Origin of the sequence: Sediminibacillus sp. JSM 1682029 (genome assembly GCF_041366435.1) — a bacterium.
Taxonomy (GTDB): Bacteria; Bacillota; Bacilli; order Bacillales; family Amphibacillaceae; genus Sediminibacillus; species Sediminibacillus terrae.
Genome location: NZ_JBEWYY010000013.1, coordinates 1 through 18,076 on the forward strand (window position 1 = coordinate 1; position 18,076 = coordinate 18,076).

An 18,076-nucleotide genomic window follows, 5' to 3' on the forward strand; every position below is an offset into this window, starting at 1 on the left:
CTCCTTTGTAGAAGATTTGGGAACTAGTTAGGTCTTCTTCTACAATAGGAGCAATTTTTATTTTTGTAAACAGATTACATATTCTTTCATTAAAGTAAAGATAACCCATTAATGCAACGCTAGTGGGACTGTCCCTAGACTTCCCCCTGACTTCTTTGCCTGAAAAACAGTGATAATCCTTCCACCATGGAAATACACTTAATTGATACTTCTTTGAAGGGGGATGTGTACTGTGGGGGATTTTATTGATAATGCCATGTTTGAACATCGGTTCTGGCTGCAGGTTCTGGGAGATCACGCCCGCTTTATCCGTGATTCCTTGTATCCATCAGAAACAAAGGATGTCGAATTGGCTAAACATTTTGTCAAACAGTTTGACACATTGCTAGATGGAACGGAGACGATTACTCATTCAAATGTGATTTCCTTTACCAAACGGGCGGAGTCCGTTGTGGACGAAATGAAGACATTCAAACTGGCCATCATCGAGCGCCAACTAACCGGAAAAATCGGTATCCATTTAACTCCTACTTTTATCAATCATATGGTCAATGAGTTGGAAGAATACCAGCTCGTCATCCGTTATTTGAAGCAAGGTGAGTCACCCCCGGTATTCCATGAACTGCATCATCATTTGGTCTGGCTCCTCGACGCGTCCGGCCATGCCGGTGCCATCAACGACGAGCTCGACGGAGTAGAAAAGCGGCTGAAGAAAAAAAGCAAGGATTTCAGCAAGCATTTCGATCAGTTCTATATAAAAGCCGTCGAGCTCACCGGCTACCTACGGACCAACCTGGAAGCATTCCCGGCATTGAATCGGTTTAACAGCGATGTTCAAATTGAAATCAACCTGTTCAAGACGTTTTTGCATGAACTGGAAGAGATGGAATTGTCGGAAACCGTGCTCGGAACATTCTCCGGTTTAATGGCTGATCATATGTATCGGGAAGAATGCTACTACTTGATGAAACTGGCGGAATCAACCCAGTCGGCCCCTCCCGACTGTGATCCGACCTCGCCAAGACTAAAAGATCCCCATTGATATTGACTAAATGCCTTCTTCAAACTATTTCCTGACGGTTTGATTTTGCACGGATAGTGGAACAAGTTTGCTGAAGGAGTGATACGATGACAAGAGAAAGGATTTCCACTTTTTTGTTTTCGGATGACGGGAAAATCCCGAACAACTCCGACCTTCCGTTAGTTGTTTATCCAGAAGTGTTGTTGGACCGAGTAGTCGATTGTGAAATGATTTTTAACGGGAACAACTGGCTTAACAGCTGGACTGGCGGTGTGTTCGATTATCATCATTTTCACAGCAACACCCACGAAGTGCTCGGCGTCATCAGCGGCAAGGCGTTGATTGCATTTGGCGGAGAACAAGGAAAAAGAATCCATGTTGCAGCGGGAGACGTGGTCGTGATCCCGGCAGGCGTCGGCCACAAAAAAATCGAAGCAAGTCCTGACTTCAAAGTGGCCGGTGCATACCCCGACGGAGCGAGTCATGACTTACTTACCGGGAAACCCGAGGAAAGAGAACAAGCACTTGAAAATATCGCGAAAGTACCTGTTCCCGACCTGGATCCTGTATTTGCAGAAGACGGGCCGCTTCTGGAATTATGGACTAAAGGTTAACAGAGAGATAGCAATGGCTGTCCGTCATTAGTCAGGACAGCCATTGCTCTGTTGGCTACATTTCTTCAGGGGCATGGATACCGAGCAAACGCAAACCTTCTTTAAGGACGATGGACACCGCGAAAGTAAGTGCCAAACGCTGCCCTTTCCACTTCCCTTCCTCCAGGATACGCGTACCTGCGTAGTATTTGTTGAATGCCTGGGCGAGGTCGACGACATATTTTGCTAGTTGGGATGGGTCATCCTGCTCCGCCGCCCGGTTGATCACCGCCGGAAAAGCGTCCAATTGTTTCACGACCGGCCATCCTTCCCGATCACATCCGTTCACCTCTTCTGCAGCCGGTTGATATCCTCCTTTACGCAATAAAGATCGGGCTCTCGCAAATGTGTACTGTACATATGGACCTGTTTCTCCTTCCACTCGCAGCATATCCTCTAAAGAGAATTCGATATCATTATGACGATGGTTTTTTAAATCGTGAAAAACAACCGCTCCGACTCCAACATTCTCAGCAACAGATTGTTTATCGGCAAGCCCGGGGTTTTTTTCCTCTATATTCGTTTTTGCCAATTCAATCGCTTCCTGCAAAATGTCTTCTAAAAGGATGACTTTCCCTTTTCGTGTCGACATCTTCTTTCCTTCTTTCAATATCATTCCAAAAGAAACATGGCGGATATCCTCCCACCAGGAATAACCCATTTTACGCAGCACAGCTTTGAGTTGCTGAAAATGCAAGCTCTGCTCGTTGCCCACCACATAGACAGAGTTGCCAAAATGATAAGTCTCCTTGCGGTAAACAGCTGCTGCCAAATCCCTTGTGGCATAAAGCGTAGCGCCATCAGATTTTTTAATCAGGCATGGCGGCAGGTTATCTTCACTTAAATCCACCACCATGGCTCCTTCTGATTCTGTCAGCAACTGCTTCTCTTCCAATATATCGACAATACGCTGCATCTTGTCATTGAAAAAGGCTTCCCCGTTGTCGGAGTCAAACGACACACCTAGCAACTTATAAATCCTCTCAAATTCCTGCAGGGACTCCGCACGGAACCACTTCCATAACGCCAATCCATCCGCATGTCCTTCTTCCAGTTGTTTAAACCACAAGCGTCCCTCTTCCTCCAGAGCCGGAGAATGTTCTGCTTCTTCATGAAAACGGATGTAAAGGGCCAACAGTTCTTGTATCGTGTTTTGCTTCACCTTTTCTTCACTGCCCCATTTCTTATAGGCAGCGATCAGCTTACCGAACTGTGTTCCCCAATCCCCAAGATGATTGATTCGGACTGTCTTGTACCCGCGCTTCTCCGCTATCAGAGATAACGAATGGCCGATGACAGTGGAACGCAAATGACCAAGCGAAAATGGTTTAGCTATATTCGGGGACGACATATCCATCACAACCACATCACCTTGACCAACCTGGCTGTTTCCATAGTTGTTTTTTTCTTCCATGATCCTAGCCAAAATGGCACTGGCTGTAAGCTGTTTATTAAGAAACACATTCAAATAGGCTCCTACCGCTTCCACTTTTTCATAGCCTGCTGCATCTTCTAATTGATTTGCCGCTTCTTGGGCAATCAATGCCGGGTTTCTGCGCAACTTTCCAGACAGTGTATAACAAGGGAACGCCAAATCCCCATGTTCTTGTTGTTTTGGTACTTCTATCAGATGATAGATGTTGTGGCGGTCAAGATGCTCCCCGAATTGTTTTTGCAAATCTGCTGCAAATTGCTCTTTGATCTTCATTTATTTTCTCCTTTCTTCACCATTCCTCCGCTAACTAAAAAACTCCCGTCTCCTGTAAAAAGAGACGAGAGTCTATTCCCGCGGTACCACCCTAATTGTCCAAATCGAACCTGCTTTGATGAGATATCGGCCATAAACCGGCGGTCCCTACTATCCGTTCAAAACCGCTGTCCAGAAAGTCCGGTTCCCCGCTTCTTCCACACTGGGCTTCCACCATTCCCAATTCGCTGAGGCTTCCAAAGGAGTACTCTCTTCCTGATCGACATTTCTAAATATTATCTCCATTATAGAGAATCAATCAAATTATGCAAGTTCTTTTTTTATGTTTTACGGTCCTAGCATTCTGGGTACAGGAATAGAGAAATCCCAAATCCAACTGAAAGGATGAAACACAATGGCGAAAAAAACGCAGTATCAGCCGATTAGAGGAGAAGGGGTACAATTATCGGATGCACAGGAAGTGCGCTATGCAAAAGAATTCAAGCAGGCTGACATAGCAGGCGGCTATCGTCGGGAACGAGTGAAAGAAGCAAAAAGCGAGAATCCTGACTTGTTAAAATAATATTATTGCCTTTTGGATAGGGACTGTCCTGGAAGTCACAGACGGCTTTCATGGACAGTCCTTTTTTATTTGTGGGGAACCATGTAACAGCTACAACGGGAATGCCTGGATCAAGGTATCCATCATCACGATAAGAACTTGTCTCCTGTGAATGCGGGATCCTGCATCGGTAAATGGAGAAAAAGCAGAGAAGCTCCCTCCTTTCCTCTAAAGAAGCTTTCTTTTCTACCCACATTGGCTTCCCTCTTCCAGCTGTGAAAAATGGCAAATGTTTTTGGTCATTTTTCTTGCTTTTGTTATCAAATTGCTAACAAATTGTGGTATCATAATAAGAGATAACATGAATGAAATTGGCCGCAGCTGCAACTGCGGCCTGAGATAGCCGTTCCTTCAGGGGATCGGCCTGGTGAATAGACCTCTCCCTTTTTACCGGCAGGGAGGTCTATTTTTTATTGGTCAATTTAATCACCAATGTGAACAACGCAATGAGAAAGGTTCCAAACGAAAACATAACCATGAACACCTCAAACGTTTCCACTGGCATCACCCCCGATCTTCCCTGCATGGGAGCTAGCCGACCCGCCCTCCGAGAACAGCCTATCCTACCGCTTAGTATAACACAAAATCGAACAAACGTTCCCCATCGGTAAAAAAACCCGACTTTTTTCTTATTCTTTGTAGTCTCTTCCTTCGTTTAGCCGTCTACATAGTGAGCATAATTCAGGGGGGAATAGCGTGATAACCGTTAAAAACTTACATCATCACTTTGAACTTGGCAAAAAAGGGGAGAAATCAACCCTTTCCGTATTACGAGATATTACTTTTCAAGTAAAGGAAAAAGAAATCGTAGCTATCAAAGGCCGGAGCGGCTCCGGCAAATCAACACTGCTTCATTTAATCAGCGGCTTCATCCGTCCTGTGCAAGGGGAAATTTGGATTGATGGCACCAAAGTAACTAATTTGAATGAAACTGATTTTGCTGCTTTTCGTTTACAGCATGTAGGGTTCATCTTTCAAAACTTTCAGCTGATTCCTAGTATGACCGCCCACCAAAATGTCGAGCTCCCATTGATTCTGGATGGGACGCCCCAGGAAAAGCGGAAAACGATAGTCGGGGAAACATTACGAAAAGTAGGATTGGAAAACCACGGTGAACATTATCCAAGCGAACTATCCGGCGGGCAGCAGCAGCGAGTGAGCATAGCCCGGGCTCTTGTGTTGAATCCGCCGCTCATATTGGCCGATGAACCAACCGGAAGTCTGGACAGCGAAACAGAAGAGCATCTGCTGGAACTAATCCAACAGCTCAACAAAGAGATGGGCATTACCTTCCTGATCATCACCCACGATGACCAAGTTGCCCATATCGGCAATCGAACAATCGAAATTGCCGACGGGTTATTGGTGGAAGGAGGCGTTACCCATGAAATTTAAGGATCAATTTCAATTTGTCCGGCAAAATATGAAGAAAAACAAAGTCCGGGTATTCATGACGATGCTTGCCACGGCAATCGGCTGTGCATTTCTGATCGTCCTTGCTTCGGTGGGCTTCGGTCTTCATGATTCCCTGATCCAGGACACCATGCAGGACCGGGCTGTGACGGAAATACAGGTGCATGGTAAAGAAGTGGACGGGGCTTATCAAACTTTGCAAGACGAGGATATCGAATATTTTGAGTCGATCAGCGGTGTCAAGGCTGTAACAAGAAATAAACAGCTACAACAGTCACCCGTTTTCTCGATTGATGATGACTATCAGCTTCAGACGATGGCGATGACCACAGACTTTCCATCTGAATTGAAAGCCGGTCTCGAGTTGTCCAAGGGAAAACTTCCTGAAAAAGACAACGAAATCATCGTCGGCCATGATTTTGCCTCCAACCTTGCGGAAAGCAATATAAGTGACGAAGAACTTTATAATGATGAAAATCAGGTAAAAGAAGAGTACCAGTACGATGGGAAACTGCTTGGCAAAGAAATCGAGATGAAAGTGATTCAAATTGAAGACAATGAAGAAAAGACGCATACCATTCCTTTGACGATTACAGGAATTACCGAAGCTCCTAACAGAGAATGGTTTCAAGACCAGAATGTATATATCTCTGAGTCGGTCCTGGAAGAAGTTGAACAATTTACCGGGACGAGTCGAGGAATGGTGTCCACACCTGGTCAAGAAGATATGTCTTCTGGTCAGCAACAAGAGGATTACTATGATCAAGTGACAATTTATGCGAAAAATATTGAAGTGGTACAAGAGATTTCCGATCTATTGGAAAGCAAGGACTATGCTTCCTATTCCGTGGTAAGTGAAATGGAACAAATCAACATGATGTTCACGATTGTCAAGGCAGGACTGATCATCGTCGGCACTATCGCTGTGTTGATTGCCTCCATCGGCATATACAACACGATGACCATGGCTGTAACGGAACGAGCTCCTGACATCGGTATCATGAAAGCGATCGGCGCAAAACCGAAAACCATTAAACGGATTTTTGTCCTCGAAAGCAGTATGATTGGATTGGCCGGGGCCGTCATCGGTACAGCTATTGCCTACATCGTTAGTATGGCAGTGAACTTTGCGCTTCCTCTGATTCTCGAAAGTGTATTCCAGGAGGAATTACCGCCGGAATTGCGCTTTTCCATGATTCCTTGGACACTGGTATTGATCGCTGTAGGTATCTGTCTGATTGTCACGGTCTTATCCGGCTTGCGTCCAGCAAAACGTGCGACACAAATCGATGTCCTGAAAGCAATGCGACGCGAAGTATAAGTGACTATAGAAAAATGAATACATGTAAAAATGGAGACGGGCCTTATGCAACAGGTCCGTCTCCTTTTTCATGATCAAAGTTGAAAATTCCAGATGTGCCTTCCGGCTTCGGCATCCCTCTAAGTTTTATGACCACCCTCAGTTTTACGTTTTTCATATTATCCCAAGGCTACGTCCAATATCATCATAACAGCGAATCCGACCATCAAACTCATCGTGGCCAGCTGCACATGCCCTTTCTCCTGTGAGCCAGGAATGACCTCTTTTGCCACCACAAATATCATCGCTCCGGCAGCAAAGCTTAACGCATAAGGCAAAAGCGGCTGGATAATCACGACAGCCAAAGCACCGACGACAGCCGCGATCGGCTCTACCATCCCGGAAAATTGACCGTAGTAAAAACTTTTCCATTTCGACATCCCATCTCTTCGAAGCGGCATGGAAACGGCCGTACCTTCCGGGATGTTTTGAATTCCGATTCCGATCGCCAACGCAATCGCCCCCGATAAGGAGGCAGTAGAGAATTCTGACGACAAAGCACCGAATGCCACCCCGATTGCCAAACCTTCCGGAATATTATGCAAGGTAATGGAGAAGACCAGCATCGCGGTTCGCCGCTTTGCCGCCTTATCTTTAATGTCTTTAAAATAAAGCTGCTCGTCAATCAACGGCAACACCCTGTCTACCAGCATCAAAAATACTCCTCCGAGTAAAAAACCTGTCACAGCCGGAATTACGGGGGCAATTCCTTGTTCTTCTGCCATCGAGATAGCCGGGGCGAGCAAGGACCAAAAGCTGGCTGCAATCATGACGCCGCCTGCAAATGCGAGCATACTGTCAAACAGCTTTTGATTTGCTTTCTTAGTGAAGAAGACAAAAGAAGCCCCTATCGCTGTGCTGATCCAGGTGAATATTGTCATTATTAATGTTTGCATCACTGGGCTTAATTCAGTAAACCATCCTGTCACAAAGACATCTCCTTTAATACATCTATTCCAAACCAACAAACGGTTGATTTTGACTTGCACACTTTTGTTTCCCTAAGGAAAAACTCTCACTTCATCAGTGTATGACTCTCTGTTTAAAGTGTCAATCAATTTTCACTATTTTATTTTCTCACCCGAGTAGCGATCCATCCACGATGGCTTTCTGTCCGGCTGGATGGATAACAAAACATCACCAGGGATCGACTTCCTCTGAGATCGTTCGCAAAAAGCTTTTTACACGAGACTTTTCCAGAACGTCGATAAAAAGAGCAACGCTTGCCTCCGTTCACATGGAATCATTCACATATGAGCTGTTTTCTTTTTTTCTCATACCATGACCGGGTTCGCACCTTCCAATTTTCGAAGAGTAAAGGAACCCCTGAAGCTGATTTTTCGTATTGGTCCCTGTTTAGAGACCTAACAGCCAATAGAGAATACGGTTCTATTCATTTTGTCTTGATCATGTAGAAAATCAGATCACGAAAACGTAGCAGAGGCAAGATACGGAGACTCCAACGGGACCAGCACGAGCTGAAAATCCCGCAAGAAAGCGGTTGGTGCTTTCTGAGGAAGTGGAAGCCGTGTCCATGGAACGCGTAGTATCTAGCTGCAGCAATACGAAGCACGCATCAAACATAAAATAATAAAAACCGAACGAATTTGATTGACGCTTAATTCGCTCGGTTTTTGCTTTGGTAGTCATGTTTTTGTCCCGTCATTTTGACTTCGTTACGTTTTATAAAGACCGTGTTTTTCCTTCAACGCCTCCGGAGCCATCTTCACCATTTGCTGAAGAATAAAACCGGCAACGGCTACATCGTCGAATATCCCGAAAACCAAAAGAAAGTCAGGAATGATGTCAAACGGGAACAAAATATATCCAATGATAAGCACAACCGATATTCCTTTGGTTGCCAATCTTACTTCTTTTGATAAGAAAAAATCCTTTAAAAAAGGGACGGACTTTTTAAAATTGACCAGAAATTTCAACCTGCGTACAAACCTCAACATGTCTGAAGATTTCCTTTCTATATCACCTGTATTAGCTTATTCAGTTCACTCGTCTGATAGGAACAACAGCCGATCATCCTGCTTTGACGGCGTCCCGCGTCCATCTGTATTATTAGTAATAAAGTAAATACCATCGCTGGAAGCCAGTACATCACGAATGCGGCCATACCCTTCGACGACCGCTTCCTGGCTGTTTGCTTCCGGATCGAATTTGCGAAGCGCTTCGCCTCGCAAACTTGCAAACCAAAATGCACCATTTTTGTAATCGATTCCGGATGGTGCCCATGTTTCCTCTCCGGAGTGAATCAGCGGTGTTTCCATTCCTCGCTGTTGATGATCGCCTTCCACTTCCGGCCATCCATAGTTGTTACCCGGCTTAATCAAATTGATTTCATCATGGGCTTGGTCGCCATGTTCCGTTGCATATAAATTACCCTGTTCATCCCATGCCAAACCTTGAGGATTTCGGTGACCCCAAGAATAGATAGCAGATTGTGGATCCGGGTTGTCAATCGGTATGCTCCCATCCTGGTTAATGCGCAATATACTTCCGGACAAGCTGTTCCGATTTTGGGCTGAACTTTTATCCGTCGCATCCCCTACGGTCACATACAGCTTATCATCCGGACCGATTTCTATTCTCCCCCCATGATGGACCTGTCCACCCGGAATGTCATCAAGCAACACCCCGGTTTCCATCCAACTGTCCTTTCCTTTTTTCACTCTGGCTACCCTCTGGTAGACACCTTGCCCACTGGAGTAAGAATAGTAAACGAATGCTTCTTTCTCCTTTGTAAATGATTCCGGGAAAGCAAGTCCAAGCAATCCGGATTCGGGCACCTCTGCCAAGGGTTCTTCCAATTCAATCGGTTTTCTTGTTACATTCCCTGCGTCTGAAGAAATTTCCACAATGGTACCTGTCCGCTCACTTATGTAAAGGGTATTTTCTGATTTTACTATTTCCCAAGGTTCTTGAAGTTCAGAGGCGATTGTCTCGACCTCTGGTTCGCTTGATGATTTTCCTGCAGAGTGGCCATTATCGTCTTGATTCCCCTCTGGCTTTTTGTTATCTGAACAACCTGCAGCAATCAGCAGGAATAAGATTACCGCCCACATTGGAAGTTTCATTTTTTTCCCTCCACTCGTCAGTCTTTTTCTGTCATACTGCTTCGACTTCCCTACCCGATAACCCTTCCACGAAAAAATAAAACGGAATCAGCGCAAATGGTTTTCTTACTGCTTGGCTTCAAACGTAACTGCACGAGGTAAGGGAAGCAGACTTCAGCGGAAAACGAAGCACCTTGCAGGATAGGCGGGAACTATTCATAAGAGAAGGTTAAACACCAGGTTATGATAAAACAAAAACCGAACGAATAATCGTCCGGTTTTTGTTATGGTCACTATGTTGTCAGACAGTCTCTTCTTTATCTCAAACTGTTTTTTTCTTTTTCGCTGCTTTTTCCCGTTCATTTTTGTTGAGAATCTTTTTGCGAAGGCGGATGGATTCCGGTGTCACTTCGCAATATTCATCATCGTTCAAATACTCGATCGCTTCCTCAAGAGTCAGCGTCCGCGTTTTGCGGATGGTCGCCGTCTGATCTTTTGTAGCAGAACGGACGTTGGTCAAATGTTTTTCTTTGGTTATATTGACAGTCAGGTCGTTGTCACGGTTATGCTCCCCAACAATCATGCCTGCATACACATCTGTACCTGGTTCAACGAAAATCGTACCACGGTCCTCAAGACCCATGATGCCATACGTGGAGGCTTTGCCATTTTCCAATGCCACGAGAACGCCTTGACGTCTTCCGCCCACTTGTCCTTGCAAAAGAGGTTCATAAGAATCGAACGTATGGTTGATGATTCCGTAACCTCTGGTTTGTGTCATAAACTCGGTTGCATAACCGATCAAGCCACGGGAAGGCACCTTGAATTCCATTCGGACTTGTCCGTTTCCGTGGTTGGCCATGTCGATCATTTCCCCTTTGCGGGAGCCTAACGATTCCATGACAGCACCTTGGTGTTCTTCCGGCACGTCCACTTGGACACGCTCAACCGGTTCACACTGCACGCCGTCAATTTCGCGTATGATGACCTGTGGTTTCGAAAGCTGCAGTTCATAACCTTCACGGCGCATGTTTTCGATAAGAATGGACAAATGCAATTCCCCGCGTCCTGAAACAGTCCAGGCATCCGGCGATTCCGTTTGTTCTACGCGCAAGCTGACGTCTGTTTCCAGCTGGGTAAGCAAGCGTTCTTCAATTCTTCTCGATGTAATATACTTTCCTTCCTTGCCGGCAAAAGGACTGTTGTTGACCACGAATGTCATTTGCAGGGTTGGTTCGTCGATTCGCGGAATCGGCAAGGCTTCCTGCTGATCCTGCGGGCAGACGGTTTCGCCGACGTTGATGTCTTCCAGTCCTGCCAAAGCGATGATGTCTCCCGCTCTCGCTTCTTCGATTTCGATCCGTTTCAGACCGATGAACCCGAACAGCTTGGTGACACGGAATGATTTGACAGAACCGTCTTTTTTCATCAATGCCACCTGTTGGCCTACCTTGATGGAGCCACGGAAAATCCGGCCGACCCCGATTCTTCCTAAATAATCGTTATAATCCAGCAAGGTAACCTGGAATTGCAATCCTTCATCCGAATTATCGATTGGCGCCGGAATATGGTCCATAATAGTAGAGAAAACGGGCTCCATCGTTTCTTCCTGTTCTTCCGGTTCATTGCCGGAGGTACCGTTCAATGCCGAAGCATAAACAACCGGGAACTCCAACTGGTCGTCATCTGCGCCAAGCTCGATGAACAAATCAAGCACTTCGTCGATGACTTCTGCCGGACGGGCATTGGGCCGGTCGATTTTGTTAAGGACGACAACCGGAGTCAGTTTTTGCTCCAATGCCTTTTTCAATACAAAGCGCGTCTGCGGCATACAGCCTTCGTATGCATCGACCACAAGCAAAACACCGTCAACCATCTTCATGATCCGCTCTACTTCACCACCGAAGTCAGCGTGTCCCGGAGTGTCCAAAATATTGATACGCGTGTCTTTATAATTAATAGCCGTGTTTTTCGCTAAGATTGTTATACCACGTTCTTTTTCCAAATCGTTTGAATCCATCGCACGTTCGTCGACCTGTTCATTTTCGCGAAAGGTACCAGAATACTTCAACAGCTGGTCCACTAACGTCGTTTTTCCATGGTCAACGTGGGCAATGATTGCAATATTGCGAAGATCTTCTCTTAATTGCATAATGAATATACTCTCCTCTTTTTGTATCGAATTCAACATTCCGACTACAACCAATCTATTGTAACACAAACACAAAGAAGATGGTATACCATTCCCTTTCAGCGAAATATCTAAAAGTCTCTTTCGCGTTCCATTGTTATAAATGGATGGAAAATAATGCACCGCCGTTCTCAGAGGTGCCGACAGTTATACGTCCGCCCGATCGTTCAATGATCGCCCGGGAAATCGCCAATCCGAGACCTGTTTCTCCGCCTTCTCCTTTGACAAAACGGTGGAAAAGATGGGGCATGAGGTCTGCCGGTACGCCCTCTCCGTCATCCGCTACTCTGATAATCACACCCCCGGCTTTTTCGACGCTGACCTTTACCGCAGAATCAGCGTGCCTGATTGCATTGGCAACGATATTCATCATTGCCTGCAACAGCTTTTCTTTATCGACTGTCAGGGTCGCATCTTCGATGACGGATGTTTCCAGCTTTACATTTTTCTCATTGGCCAGCGGCAAAGCCCTCTCCATCGTTAGTTTGATTAAATCAGCAGCTTTTATGTTTTCTTTCCGATAAATATTTTCTTCACTATCCAGTTTTGCCAACAGAATCATTTCATTGATGATTTTTTTCAACCTGCCGATTTCCGCGATCATCACATCGAATCCCCGTTCGGATTCCTCCTGCTCAAATACTCCATCTCTTATTCCCTCGGCATAACCTTGGATGGTCATCAGAGGTGTCTTCAGTTCATGGCTGGCATTCTGGAAAAATTGCCGTTGGGATTGAATATAACGTTCCAATTCCTGAGCCATTTCCATGACGCTTTCTTCCACCTCTTTGATTTCGCCACTGGCATTCACCGATTGAATTTCGTTGAATTGCCGTTTTTCGATTTTCTTGACCTGTTCCTTCAATCTTGTCAATGGCGTCACCAAACGGTTGGTCATGTAATAACTCAATAACACTGCCACAATGATTCCTACAGCAAATACAACAAGCAAGATGCCGATAAAGTTCCGCTGGACAGCCTGTAAATCATTGAGCGGCGTCACCAGGATCAATTCCCAGGCTGGGAAACGCGGGGAAAAACTCATCCTGGATACCACATATCGCTCGTTTCCCGCTTTCCATAATGGCTGTTCGTTTTGTGATAAGTCGTAGTTATTCACCCAGTTTTCCGCCACATCACGGGGCAGGTTGGTAATAATCGTGTCCTCCGAACCACCACTGCGGTAATAAAAGATCCCCTGCAGCTTTAAATCCTCCAACAGTCCCGATAACTGTTGCATATTGAGACTCGGAGATTCATTGATCATCCCCGTGATAATCCGCCCGTTTTTTTCAAGCTGGGTCTGTTCATTGTGAATCAGCAAATTCAAAATCAAAGAGTAAATGGTGAATGCGGCAACAGACATGATGACTACCAGTAATGTGGTGAATGCGATGTTGAGCTGGGACTGGAGCTTCATTCCGATTCCTCTTTCTCTATTTTAAGCCGGTACCCGTAGCCCCACACCGTTTCGACCGGAAGTCCGTCTATCTTTTTCCGCAGCCGTTTAATCAAATCATCGACAGCTCGGTCGCTGCCAAAGTAGTCTTCTCCCCATACTTTGGTGAGCAATTCTTCCCTTGAAAAAGCACGGTTTAGGTTGGTGATAAAGATATTCAAGATTTCAAACTCTTTAGCGGTTATTTCCACCTCTTCCCCCTCCCAGAAGACAAGTCTTTCATCTGGATAAAGAACAAGGCCTCCAGCTTGAAGCTCCTTCTTTTCACCCGCTTTTTCCGGCCGGGTCCTGTCTACACGTTTGAATAGCCGTTTGACCCGGGCCACCATCTCTCTTGGACTGAAAGGCTTTGTCAAATAGTCATCGCCACCCAATTCCAGTCCGAGAATTTTATCCAACTCTTCATCCTTCGCCGATATAATGATTATCGGCACTTCGCTTTCCTGCCGGATGGTTTTGCATAATTCATACCCATCTATCCCCGGCAGCATAATATCGAGGATCCACATATCAGGGGGATCGGTTTTCCATATAGTCAACGCTTCTTCTCCGCTTTCCACTACCCTTACCTGGTAGCCATCCTTTCTTAAATAGGCCGAAACGATATTGCGGATGTTCACGTCATCTTCCACTACCACAATGCTGTGTTTCATCCAAACGCCTCCTTACTCGTTATATTGTCGCATATATCCGCCGGTTGTCGATTCCCTTTTGATCATTCCACACTTTTTACACATTTTTACCAAAGGACTGCCGAACCCTCTGCTTACAATAGGAAATGTAGACGCGAAAGCAAAAAATCCTTCCCCGATAAATAGCATAAAAGAAAGGTGTGATTTTACATGCACGAGAATGAACACGAGCATGATCACCAACACAGTCAAGAAAGTGACAGGCAGCTATACATGGAAAATGAGCAAGATGCCGACACACGGCCGGGTAATCAACCAAACGAACCGGAGAAAGGTTCCAGTTCAAACAAAAAAGGTTACTTTGTCAGCGGAATCACTGGTGGATTGATTGTCGCCATCATTGGCTTGTTATTAATCTATACCAACATTCTACCACTACAGTCGTTGAATTCAGAATCTCAAAGTGCGGACACGCAAACAGGTTCAGAATCGGCAGACAGTGATAACGTCACCCTGACGGCAAACACGTCGGACGACCCAGAAGTAGAAAGTGCACTTGAAAAATCTGCTTCAGCTGTCGTAGGGGTTTCCAACTTACAAAAAACAACGGCGAATTTTTGGGAACAAGCAGATGATACCCAGGAAGCCGGAACAGGCTCAGGTGTCATCTATAAAAAAGAAAACGGCAAAGCCTATGTCGTCACCAACAACCATGTCATTGAAGGAGCCAGCGAAGTAGAAGTTTATTTACAAGACGGGAGCACGGTCAGCGCCAAAATTCTCGGTGCCGATGAATTGAGCGACCTGGCAGTATTGGAAATCGACGGCAGCAATGTTGATACGGTCGCCACTCTCGGTTCTTCCGATGACTTAAATGTCGGTGAAACAGCGATTGCCATCGGAAACCCGCTCGGAATGGAATTTGCAGGCTCGGTAACGAAAGGGATCATCAGTGGACTAGAACGTTCGGTTGAAATAGATTCCAACCAAGATGGTGTGGCGGACTGGACAACAGAAGTCATCCAAACCGATGCTGCGATAAATCCGGGCAACAGCGGTGGAGCGCTGGTCGATGGAAATGGAGAGCTAATCGGCATCAACTCGATGAAAATTGCGGAAAGTGCTGTAGAAGGAATCGGCTTTGCCATTCCGATCGATACAGCAAAACCGATTATCGAACAGCTTGAAGCAGAAGGTTCTGTCTCCCGTCCATTTGTCGGGATAAGCGCCATGGATTTGGCCACTGTTCCAAAGCAACATAAACAAGAAACACTGAACCTGCCAGAAGACGTAGAAGAAGGAATCGTCGTTGCACAGGTACAAACTGGTTCGCCAGCGGAACAAGCAGGATTGAAGAAATATGACGTCATCACCCATATCAATGATCAGGTGATCGGTTCGATGCTTGATTTGAAAAAATACCTTTACGATGAAACAGAAGTCGGCGACCAGGTAGATGTCACTTATTACCGAGATGGTACAAAGCAGAACACCTCGCTGACCCTGAGCGAGCAGGATGAACAAGCCTGATAACAAACAAACCTCGGCGGACACCTCCCCCGAACGCCGGGGTCTTATATAGATAGTCCAGTCTGTTTTAAATGCAGGCTGGCAATTGTAATGATCCTCCTCTTTTTGAAAAATCGGCATCTGCTTTAGAAGCAGATGCCGATTTTTTATACAAACTTATTTTTCCATTTGCTTGAGGATTTTCCTCAGAATGCCCAGACACACAACAATCAATGCAAACAAGAGGACAAACTGCAATATCACCAGCGCAAAGTTATTATCAACATGGCCGGCCAGCCACTGGCCACCATAGTAAAAACAAACAAAAGCCACGACGGCTTCCATTACAAACAAGAAAACAGTTCCCGCGATTGCAAGCGGGTGCGAGCTACGGATCGTCTTTCTATGTTTGACGGCCAAATAAACCAGGCTGAGAATAAACAGCAACAACAAAAACAAACTGCTCACGGTAGCATCCCCTCCGGAACGGAATCGTTTTATTCATTTTCCCATCGCTCTCCGGCATCAAACACCGATAATTTGATACAATGAAAAAAGCGCAGATTTGCTTATCCTTCATACCGATTAATGCCTTTCAGTCATTTACAGAGCTGGAAGTACAGATTCAGTTAACTTTTCCATAACGAAAACAGGGGGAGAGACAATGGAAATAAATCAAATCACTGACAGAGAACAAGCTCCTATGGATTTATTGTTATTGGCAGATCCAAATCAACAGATCGTCGAGAATTACCTGAAAGATGGACATTGTTACGGTGCCTATCAAAGGGGATTCCTGATCGGTGTCTATGTACTGATCAATAAATCATCAGAAATAGCCGAAATTGCCAATATCGCGGTCCATCCAGATCGTCAAAACGAAGGAATCGGCCGCAAACTGATCGAGCATGCCATTAAGGTAGCTGAAAGCAAGGGGTTCGAACATATTGAAATCGGAACCGGGAATTCAAGTCTCGGCCAACTTGCTTTGTATCAAAAGTGTGGTTTTTCCATGCAAGCTATTATCAAGGACTTTTTCACAGACCATTATGAGGATCCAATAGAAGAAAATGGAATCATTTGCAGGGACATGATCCGGCTATCCAAGCAGTTAACCTGAAATAGATTAAATAAGGGGGAGTTACATTGACTATACAATACGCAATCGGTGAACAGGTATTGAGCAGGGAACTGGCAGAGGTGTTTGCGTCCTCCGGGATAAACCGCCCTTATGAGGATCTGGAGCGGATGGGGAAAATGATCGAGCAAGCAGACTTACTGGTTACAGCACGGGATAATGGTAAGCTGATCGGCATTGCCAGAGCTTTGACAGATTTTTGCTATTGCTGTTACTTGTCAGATTTGGCAGTCGATAAGCAGTACCAGCATCAAGGCGTTGGAAGCCATTTGGTTTCCCGGGTGCAGACGGAAATCGGTGAAGGAACAGCTTTGATTCTGCTTTCTGCCCCTTCGGCAATGGAATACTATCCTAAAGCAGGTTTTCAACAAGCCAACAACGCTTTTCTCATACCTAGAAAAAAATAGGGATTTCTTATAAAATCGCAAAAACCGAACGCTGAATCGAAAGTTCAGGATTTCGATTCAACGTTCGGTTTTGTTATGGCCACTAAGCTTCCAGGTCCTCGCTGTGCCCAATTCCCTCGATAAAAAGCAACCACCCCCGGTTTCGGGGGTGCAGCTTTTCAGTCGCTTTTGCCTTTCATTCTAATCATAAAGGATGGAGTTTACTTCGTTTTCGTCGAGGTAGTCTTCGTATTTTTCGTGCGCGGGGTTCACGCCGCTGAATTTCCCATCGATATCGGCTGTCAAAAAGTTTTCGATTTCTTCCGCAGCACTAACAAGCTCGTCAGAATTGAAAAACATATCCTCATAATCCTTTTCTGTGTCGTAAAAGTCGGATGGGCTTTCGGAAGATCCATACTTTGCAACCCGCTGCCAGGAATCCTCTGCATCAAAAATAGTGGATTCTTCTTCCTCTACTTCTGTCTCCATTTCGTTGACACTTGGGTGGAAGACATCTTCTTCTGCCGGCCGGTCGTTGGAAATATCATCTTCGGCGTGTTCCAGGCACCGTGTGGTGGTCGGCATCGCTTCCAGTCGTTCAAACGCAATGTCTTTGCCGCACACTTCACAAACACCATACTGCCCATTTTGTATCGCAGCCAAAGCATGGTTGATATCTTTCATTTCCCGTTCTGCATGATCATTCAAGGCTATATCCTTTTCCCGTTCAAAAAGCTCTGATCCATGGTCGCCAGGATGGTTATCATAATTCGATAGCTCTCCCATTGATTCCTTGATCAATTCATACTGCGTTCCATAGTGGTCTTCAAGATGATCGGCCAGGTGACGCTTGCGTTCTGTTAACATCTTCTCACACTTTTGCACTTGTCGTTGCGTTAGCACATTATCGCCTCCTGCAATGAACGATCATGCAGAACAG

At 45.5% G+C, this 18,076-nt stretch carries 18 protein-coding genes; 8 read left to right on the top strand and 10 right to left on the bottom strand.

The features are described 5' to 3' along the window. Positions 1–232: 232 nt before the first annotated feature. Positions 233–1,042, top strand: a complete 810-nt coding sequence (locus ABVF09_RS17200; RefSeq protein WP_026571383.1) for a DUF2935 domain-containing protein — start codon at positions 233–235, stop codon at positions 1,040–1,042. An 86-nt stretch (positions 1,043–1,128) separates the two neighbouring features. Further along, positions 1,129–1,635: a cupin domain-containing protein gene (locus ABVF09_RS17205; protein ID WP_026571384.1), complete on the top strand. Its 507-nt coding sequence runs from the start codon at positions 1,129–1,131 to the stop codon at positions 1,633–1,635. Between the two features lie 55 nt (positions 1,636–1,690). On the opposite strand, the gene argS is transcribed toward ABVF09_RS17205, so the two are convergent. After that, positions 1,691–3,382, bottom strand: coding sequence for an arginine--tRNA ligase (gene argS / locus ABVF09_RS17210; protein WP_371069723.1), 1,692 nt, complete (start codon positions 3,380–3,382; stop codon positions 1,691–1,693). A gap of 394 nt (positions 3,383–3,776) precedes the next feature. Here argS and ABVF09_RS17215 point away from each other — a divergent pair, with 394 nt between their 5' ends. Next, positions 3,777–3,944: a YfhE family protein gene (locus tag ABVF09_RS17215; protein ID WP_074600626.1), complete on the top strand. Its 168-nt coding sequence runs from the start codon at positions 3,777–3,779 to the stop codon at positions 3,942–3,944. Between the two features lie 442 nt (positions 3,945–4,386). On the opposite strand, the gene ABVF09_RS17220 is transcribed toward ABVF09_RS17215, so the two are convergent. Continuing rightward, positions 4,387–4,482 (bottom strand): putative holin-like toxin, encoded by a 96-nt coding sequence (locus ABVF09_RS17220; RefSeq protein WP_110943307.1) that lies wholly within the window; start codon positions 4,480–4,482, stop codon positions 4,387–4,389. A 197-nt stretch (positions 4,483–4,679) separates the two neighbouring features. Between ABVF09_RS17220 and ABVF09_RS17225 the strand changes: the two genes are divergently transcribed. Both ABVF09_RS17225 and ABVF09_RS17230 read left to right on the top strand, forming a co-directional pair. Beyond that, entirely contained in the window at positions 4,680–5,378 is a 699-nt protein-coding gene (locus ABVF09_RS17225) for an ABC transporter ATP-binding protein (protein ID WP_371069724.1), read from the top strand. Further along, positions 5,368–6,717 carry an ABC transporter permease gene (locus tag ABVF09_RS17230; RefSeq protein ID WP_153465176.1) on the top strand — a complete coding sequence of 450 codons (1,350 nt, stop codon included), beginning with the start codon at positions 5,368–5,370 and terminating at the stop codon, positions 6,715–6,717. The genes ABVF09_RS17225 and ABVF09_RS17230 overlap by 11 nt, the downstream gene beginning before the upstream one ends. A gap of 158 nt (positions 6,718–6,875) precedes the next feature. On the opposite strand, the gene ABVF09_RS17235 is transcribed toward ABVF09_RS17230, so the two are convergent. From ABVF09_RS17235 to ABVF09_RS17260, 6 genes are all read right to left on the bottom strand, one after another. Beyond that, positions 6,876–7,685: a ZIP family metal transporter gene (locus ABVF09_RS17235; protein ID WP_235162426.1), complete on the bottom strand. Its 810-nt coding sequence runs from the start codon at positions 7,683–7,685 to the stop codon at positions 6,876–6,878. A 747-nt stretch (positions 7,686–8,432) separates the two neighbouring features. Continuing rightward, on the bottom strand, positions 8,433–8,714 hold the full coding sequence (locus tag ABVF09_RS17240; protein ID WP_026571389.1) for a YkvA family protein: 282 nt from the start codon (positions 8,712–8,714) through the stop codon (positions 8,433–8,435). A 45-nt stretch (positions 8,715–8,759) separates the two neighbouring features. Continuing rightward, positions 8,760–9,842 (bottom strand): PQQ-dependent sugar dehydrogenase, encoded by a 1,083-nt coding sequence (locus ABVF09_RS17245; protein ID WP_371069725.1) that lies wholly within the window; start codon positions 9,840–9,842, stop codon positions 8,760–8,762. A 301-nt stretch (positions 9,843–10,143) separates the two neighbouring features. Then, positions 10,144–11,973 carry a translational GTPase TypA gene (typA, locus tag ABVF09_RS17250; RefSeq protein ID WP_026571391.1) on the bottom strand — a complete coding sequence of 610 codons (1,830 nt, stop codon included), beginning with the start codon at positions 11,971–11,973 and terminating at the stop codon, positions 10,144–10,146. A gap of 136 nt (positions 11,974–12,109) precedes the next feature. Then, positions 12,110–13,432: a sensor histidine kinase gene (locus ABVF09_RS17255; RefSeq protein WP_026571392.1), complete on the bottom strand. Its 1,323-nt coding sequence runs from the start codon at positions 13,430–13,432 to the stop codon at positions 12,110–12,112. Beyond that, a complete protein-coding gene (locus tag ABVF09_RS17260) occupies positions 13,429–14,124 on the bottom strand; it encodes a response regulator transcription factor (RefSeq protein ID WP_026571393.1) in 696 nt (231 codons plus the stop codon). Before ABVF09_RS17260 ends, ABVF09_RS17255 begins: the two co-directional genes overlap by 4 nt. A 189-nt stretch (positions 14,125–14,313) precedes the next feature. Here ABVF09_RS17260 and ABVF09_RS17265 point away from each other — a divergent pair, with 189 nt between their 5' ends. After that, the gene (locus ABVF09_RS17265) at positions 14,314–15,633 is read left to right on the top strand and encodes a trypsin-like peptidase domain-containing protein (protein WP_371069726.1); all 1,320 of its coding nucleotides are present in this window, start codon (positions 14,314–14,316) and stop codon (positions 15,631–15,633) included. A gap of 156 nt (positions 15,634–15,789) precedes the next feature. Here the strand turns inward: ABVF09_RS17265 and ABVF09_RS17270 are convergent, their stop codons facing one another. Then, entirely contained in the window at positions 15,790–16,080 is a 291-nt protein-coding gene (locus ABVF09_RS17270; protein ID WP_026770907.1) for a hypothetical protein, read from the bottom strand. 196 nt (positions 16,081–16,276) lie between these two features. Here ABVF09_RS17270 and ABVF09_RS17275 point away from each other — a divergent pair, with 196 nt between their 5' ends. Together ABVF09_RS17275 and ABVF09_RS17280 are read left to right on the top strand one after the other, a co-directional pair. After that, positions 16,277–16,732, top strand: coding sequence for a GNAT family N-acetyltransferase (locus ABVF09_RS17275; RefSeq protein WP_371069727.1), 456 nt, complete (start codon positions 16,277–16,279; stop codon positions 16,730–16,732). Between the two features lie 26 nt (positions 16,733–16,758). Beyond that, positions 16,759–17,157 carry a GNAT family N-acetyltransferase gene (locus tag ABVF09_RS17280; protein WP_026571397.1) on the top strand — a complete coding sequence of 133 codons (399 nt, stop codon included), beginning with the start codon at positions 16,759–16,761 and terminating at the stop codon, positions 17,155–17,157. 180 nt (positions 17,158–17,337) lie between these two features. Here ABVF09_RS17280 and ABVF09_RS17285 read toward each other — a convergent pair whose 3' ends face one another. Next, positions 17,338–18,039, bottom strand: coding sequence for a TraR/DksA C4-type zinc finger protein (locus ABVF09_RS17285; RefSeq protein ID WP_026571398.1), 702 nt, complete (start codon positions 18,037–18,039; stop codon positions 17,338–17,340). Positions 18,040–18,076: the final 37 nt, after the last annotated feature.

Coding starts and splice junctions, on each gene's coding strand:
- ABVF09_RS17245 (WP_371069725.1), bottom strand. CDS start 9,842: ATGAAACTTCCAATGTGGGCGGTAATCTTATTCCTGCTGATTGCTGCA.
- ABVF09_RS17260 (WP_026571393.1), bottom strand. CDS start 14,124: ATGAAACACAGCATTGTGGTAGTGGAAGATGACGTGAACATCCGCAAT.
- typA (WP_026571391.1), bottom strand. CDS start 11,973: ATGCAATTAAGAGAAGATCTTCGCAATATTGCAATCATTGCCCACGTT.
- ABVF09_RS17240 (WP_026571389.1), bottom strand. CDS start 8,714: ATGTTGAGGTTTGTACGCAGGTTGAAATTTCTGGTCAATTTTAAAAAG.
- ABVF09_RS17255 (WP_026571392.1), bottom strand. CDS start 13,432: ATGAAGCTCCAGTCCCAGCTCAACATCGCATTCACCACATTACTGGTA.
- ABVF09_RS17215 (WP_074600626.1), top strand. CDS start 3,777: ATGGCGAAAAAAACGCAGTATCAGCCGATTAGAGGAGAAGGGGTACAA.
- ABVF09_RS17205 (WP_026571384.1), top strand. CDS start 1,129: ATGACAAGAGAAAGGATTTCCACTTTTTTGTTTTCGGATGACGGGAAA.
- ABVF09_RS17265 (WP_371069726.1), top strand. CDS start 14,314: ATGCACGAGAATGAACACGAGCATGATCACCAACACAGTCAAGAAAGT.
- ABVF09_RS17275 (WP_371069727.1), top strand. CDS start 16,277: ATGGAAATAAATCAAATCACTGACAGAGAACAAGCTCCTATGGATTTA.
- ABVF09_RS17230 (WP_153465176.1), top strand. CDS start 5,368: ATGAAATTTAAGGATCAATTTCAATTTGTCCGGCAAAATATGAAGAAA.
- argS (WP_371069723.1), bottom strand. CDS start 3,382: ATGAAGATCAAAGAGCAATTTGCAGCAGATTTGCAAAAACAATTCGGG.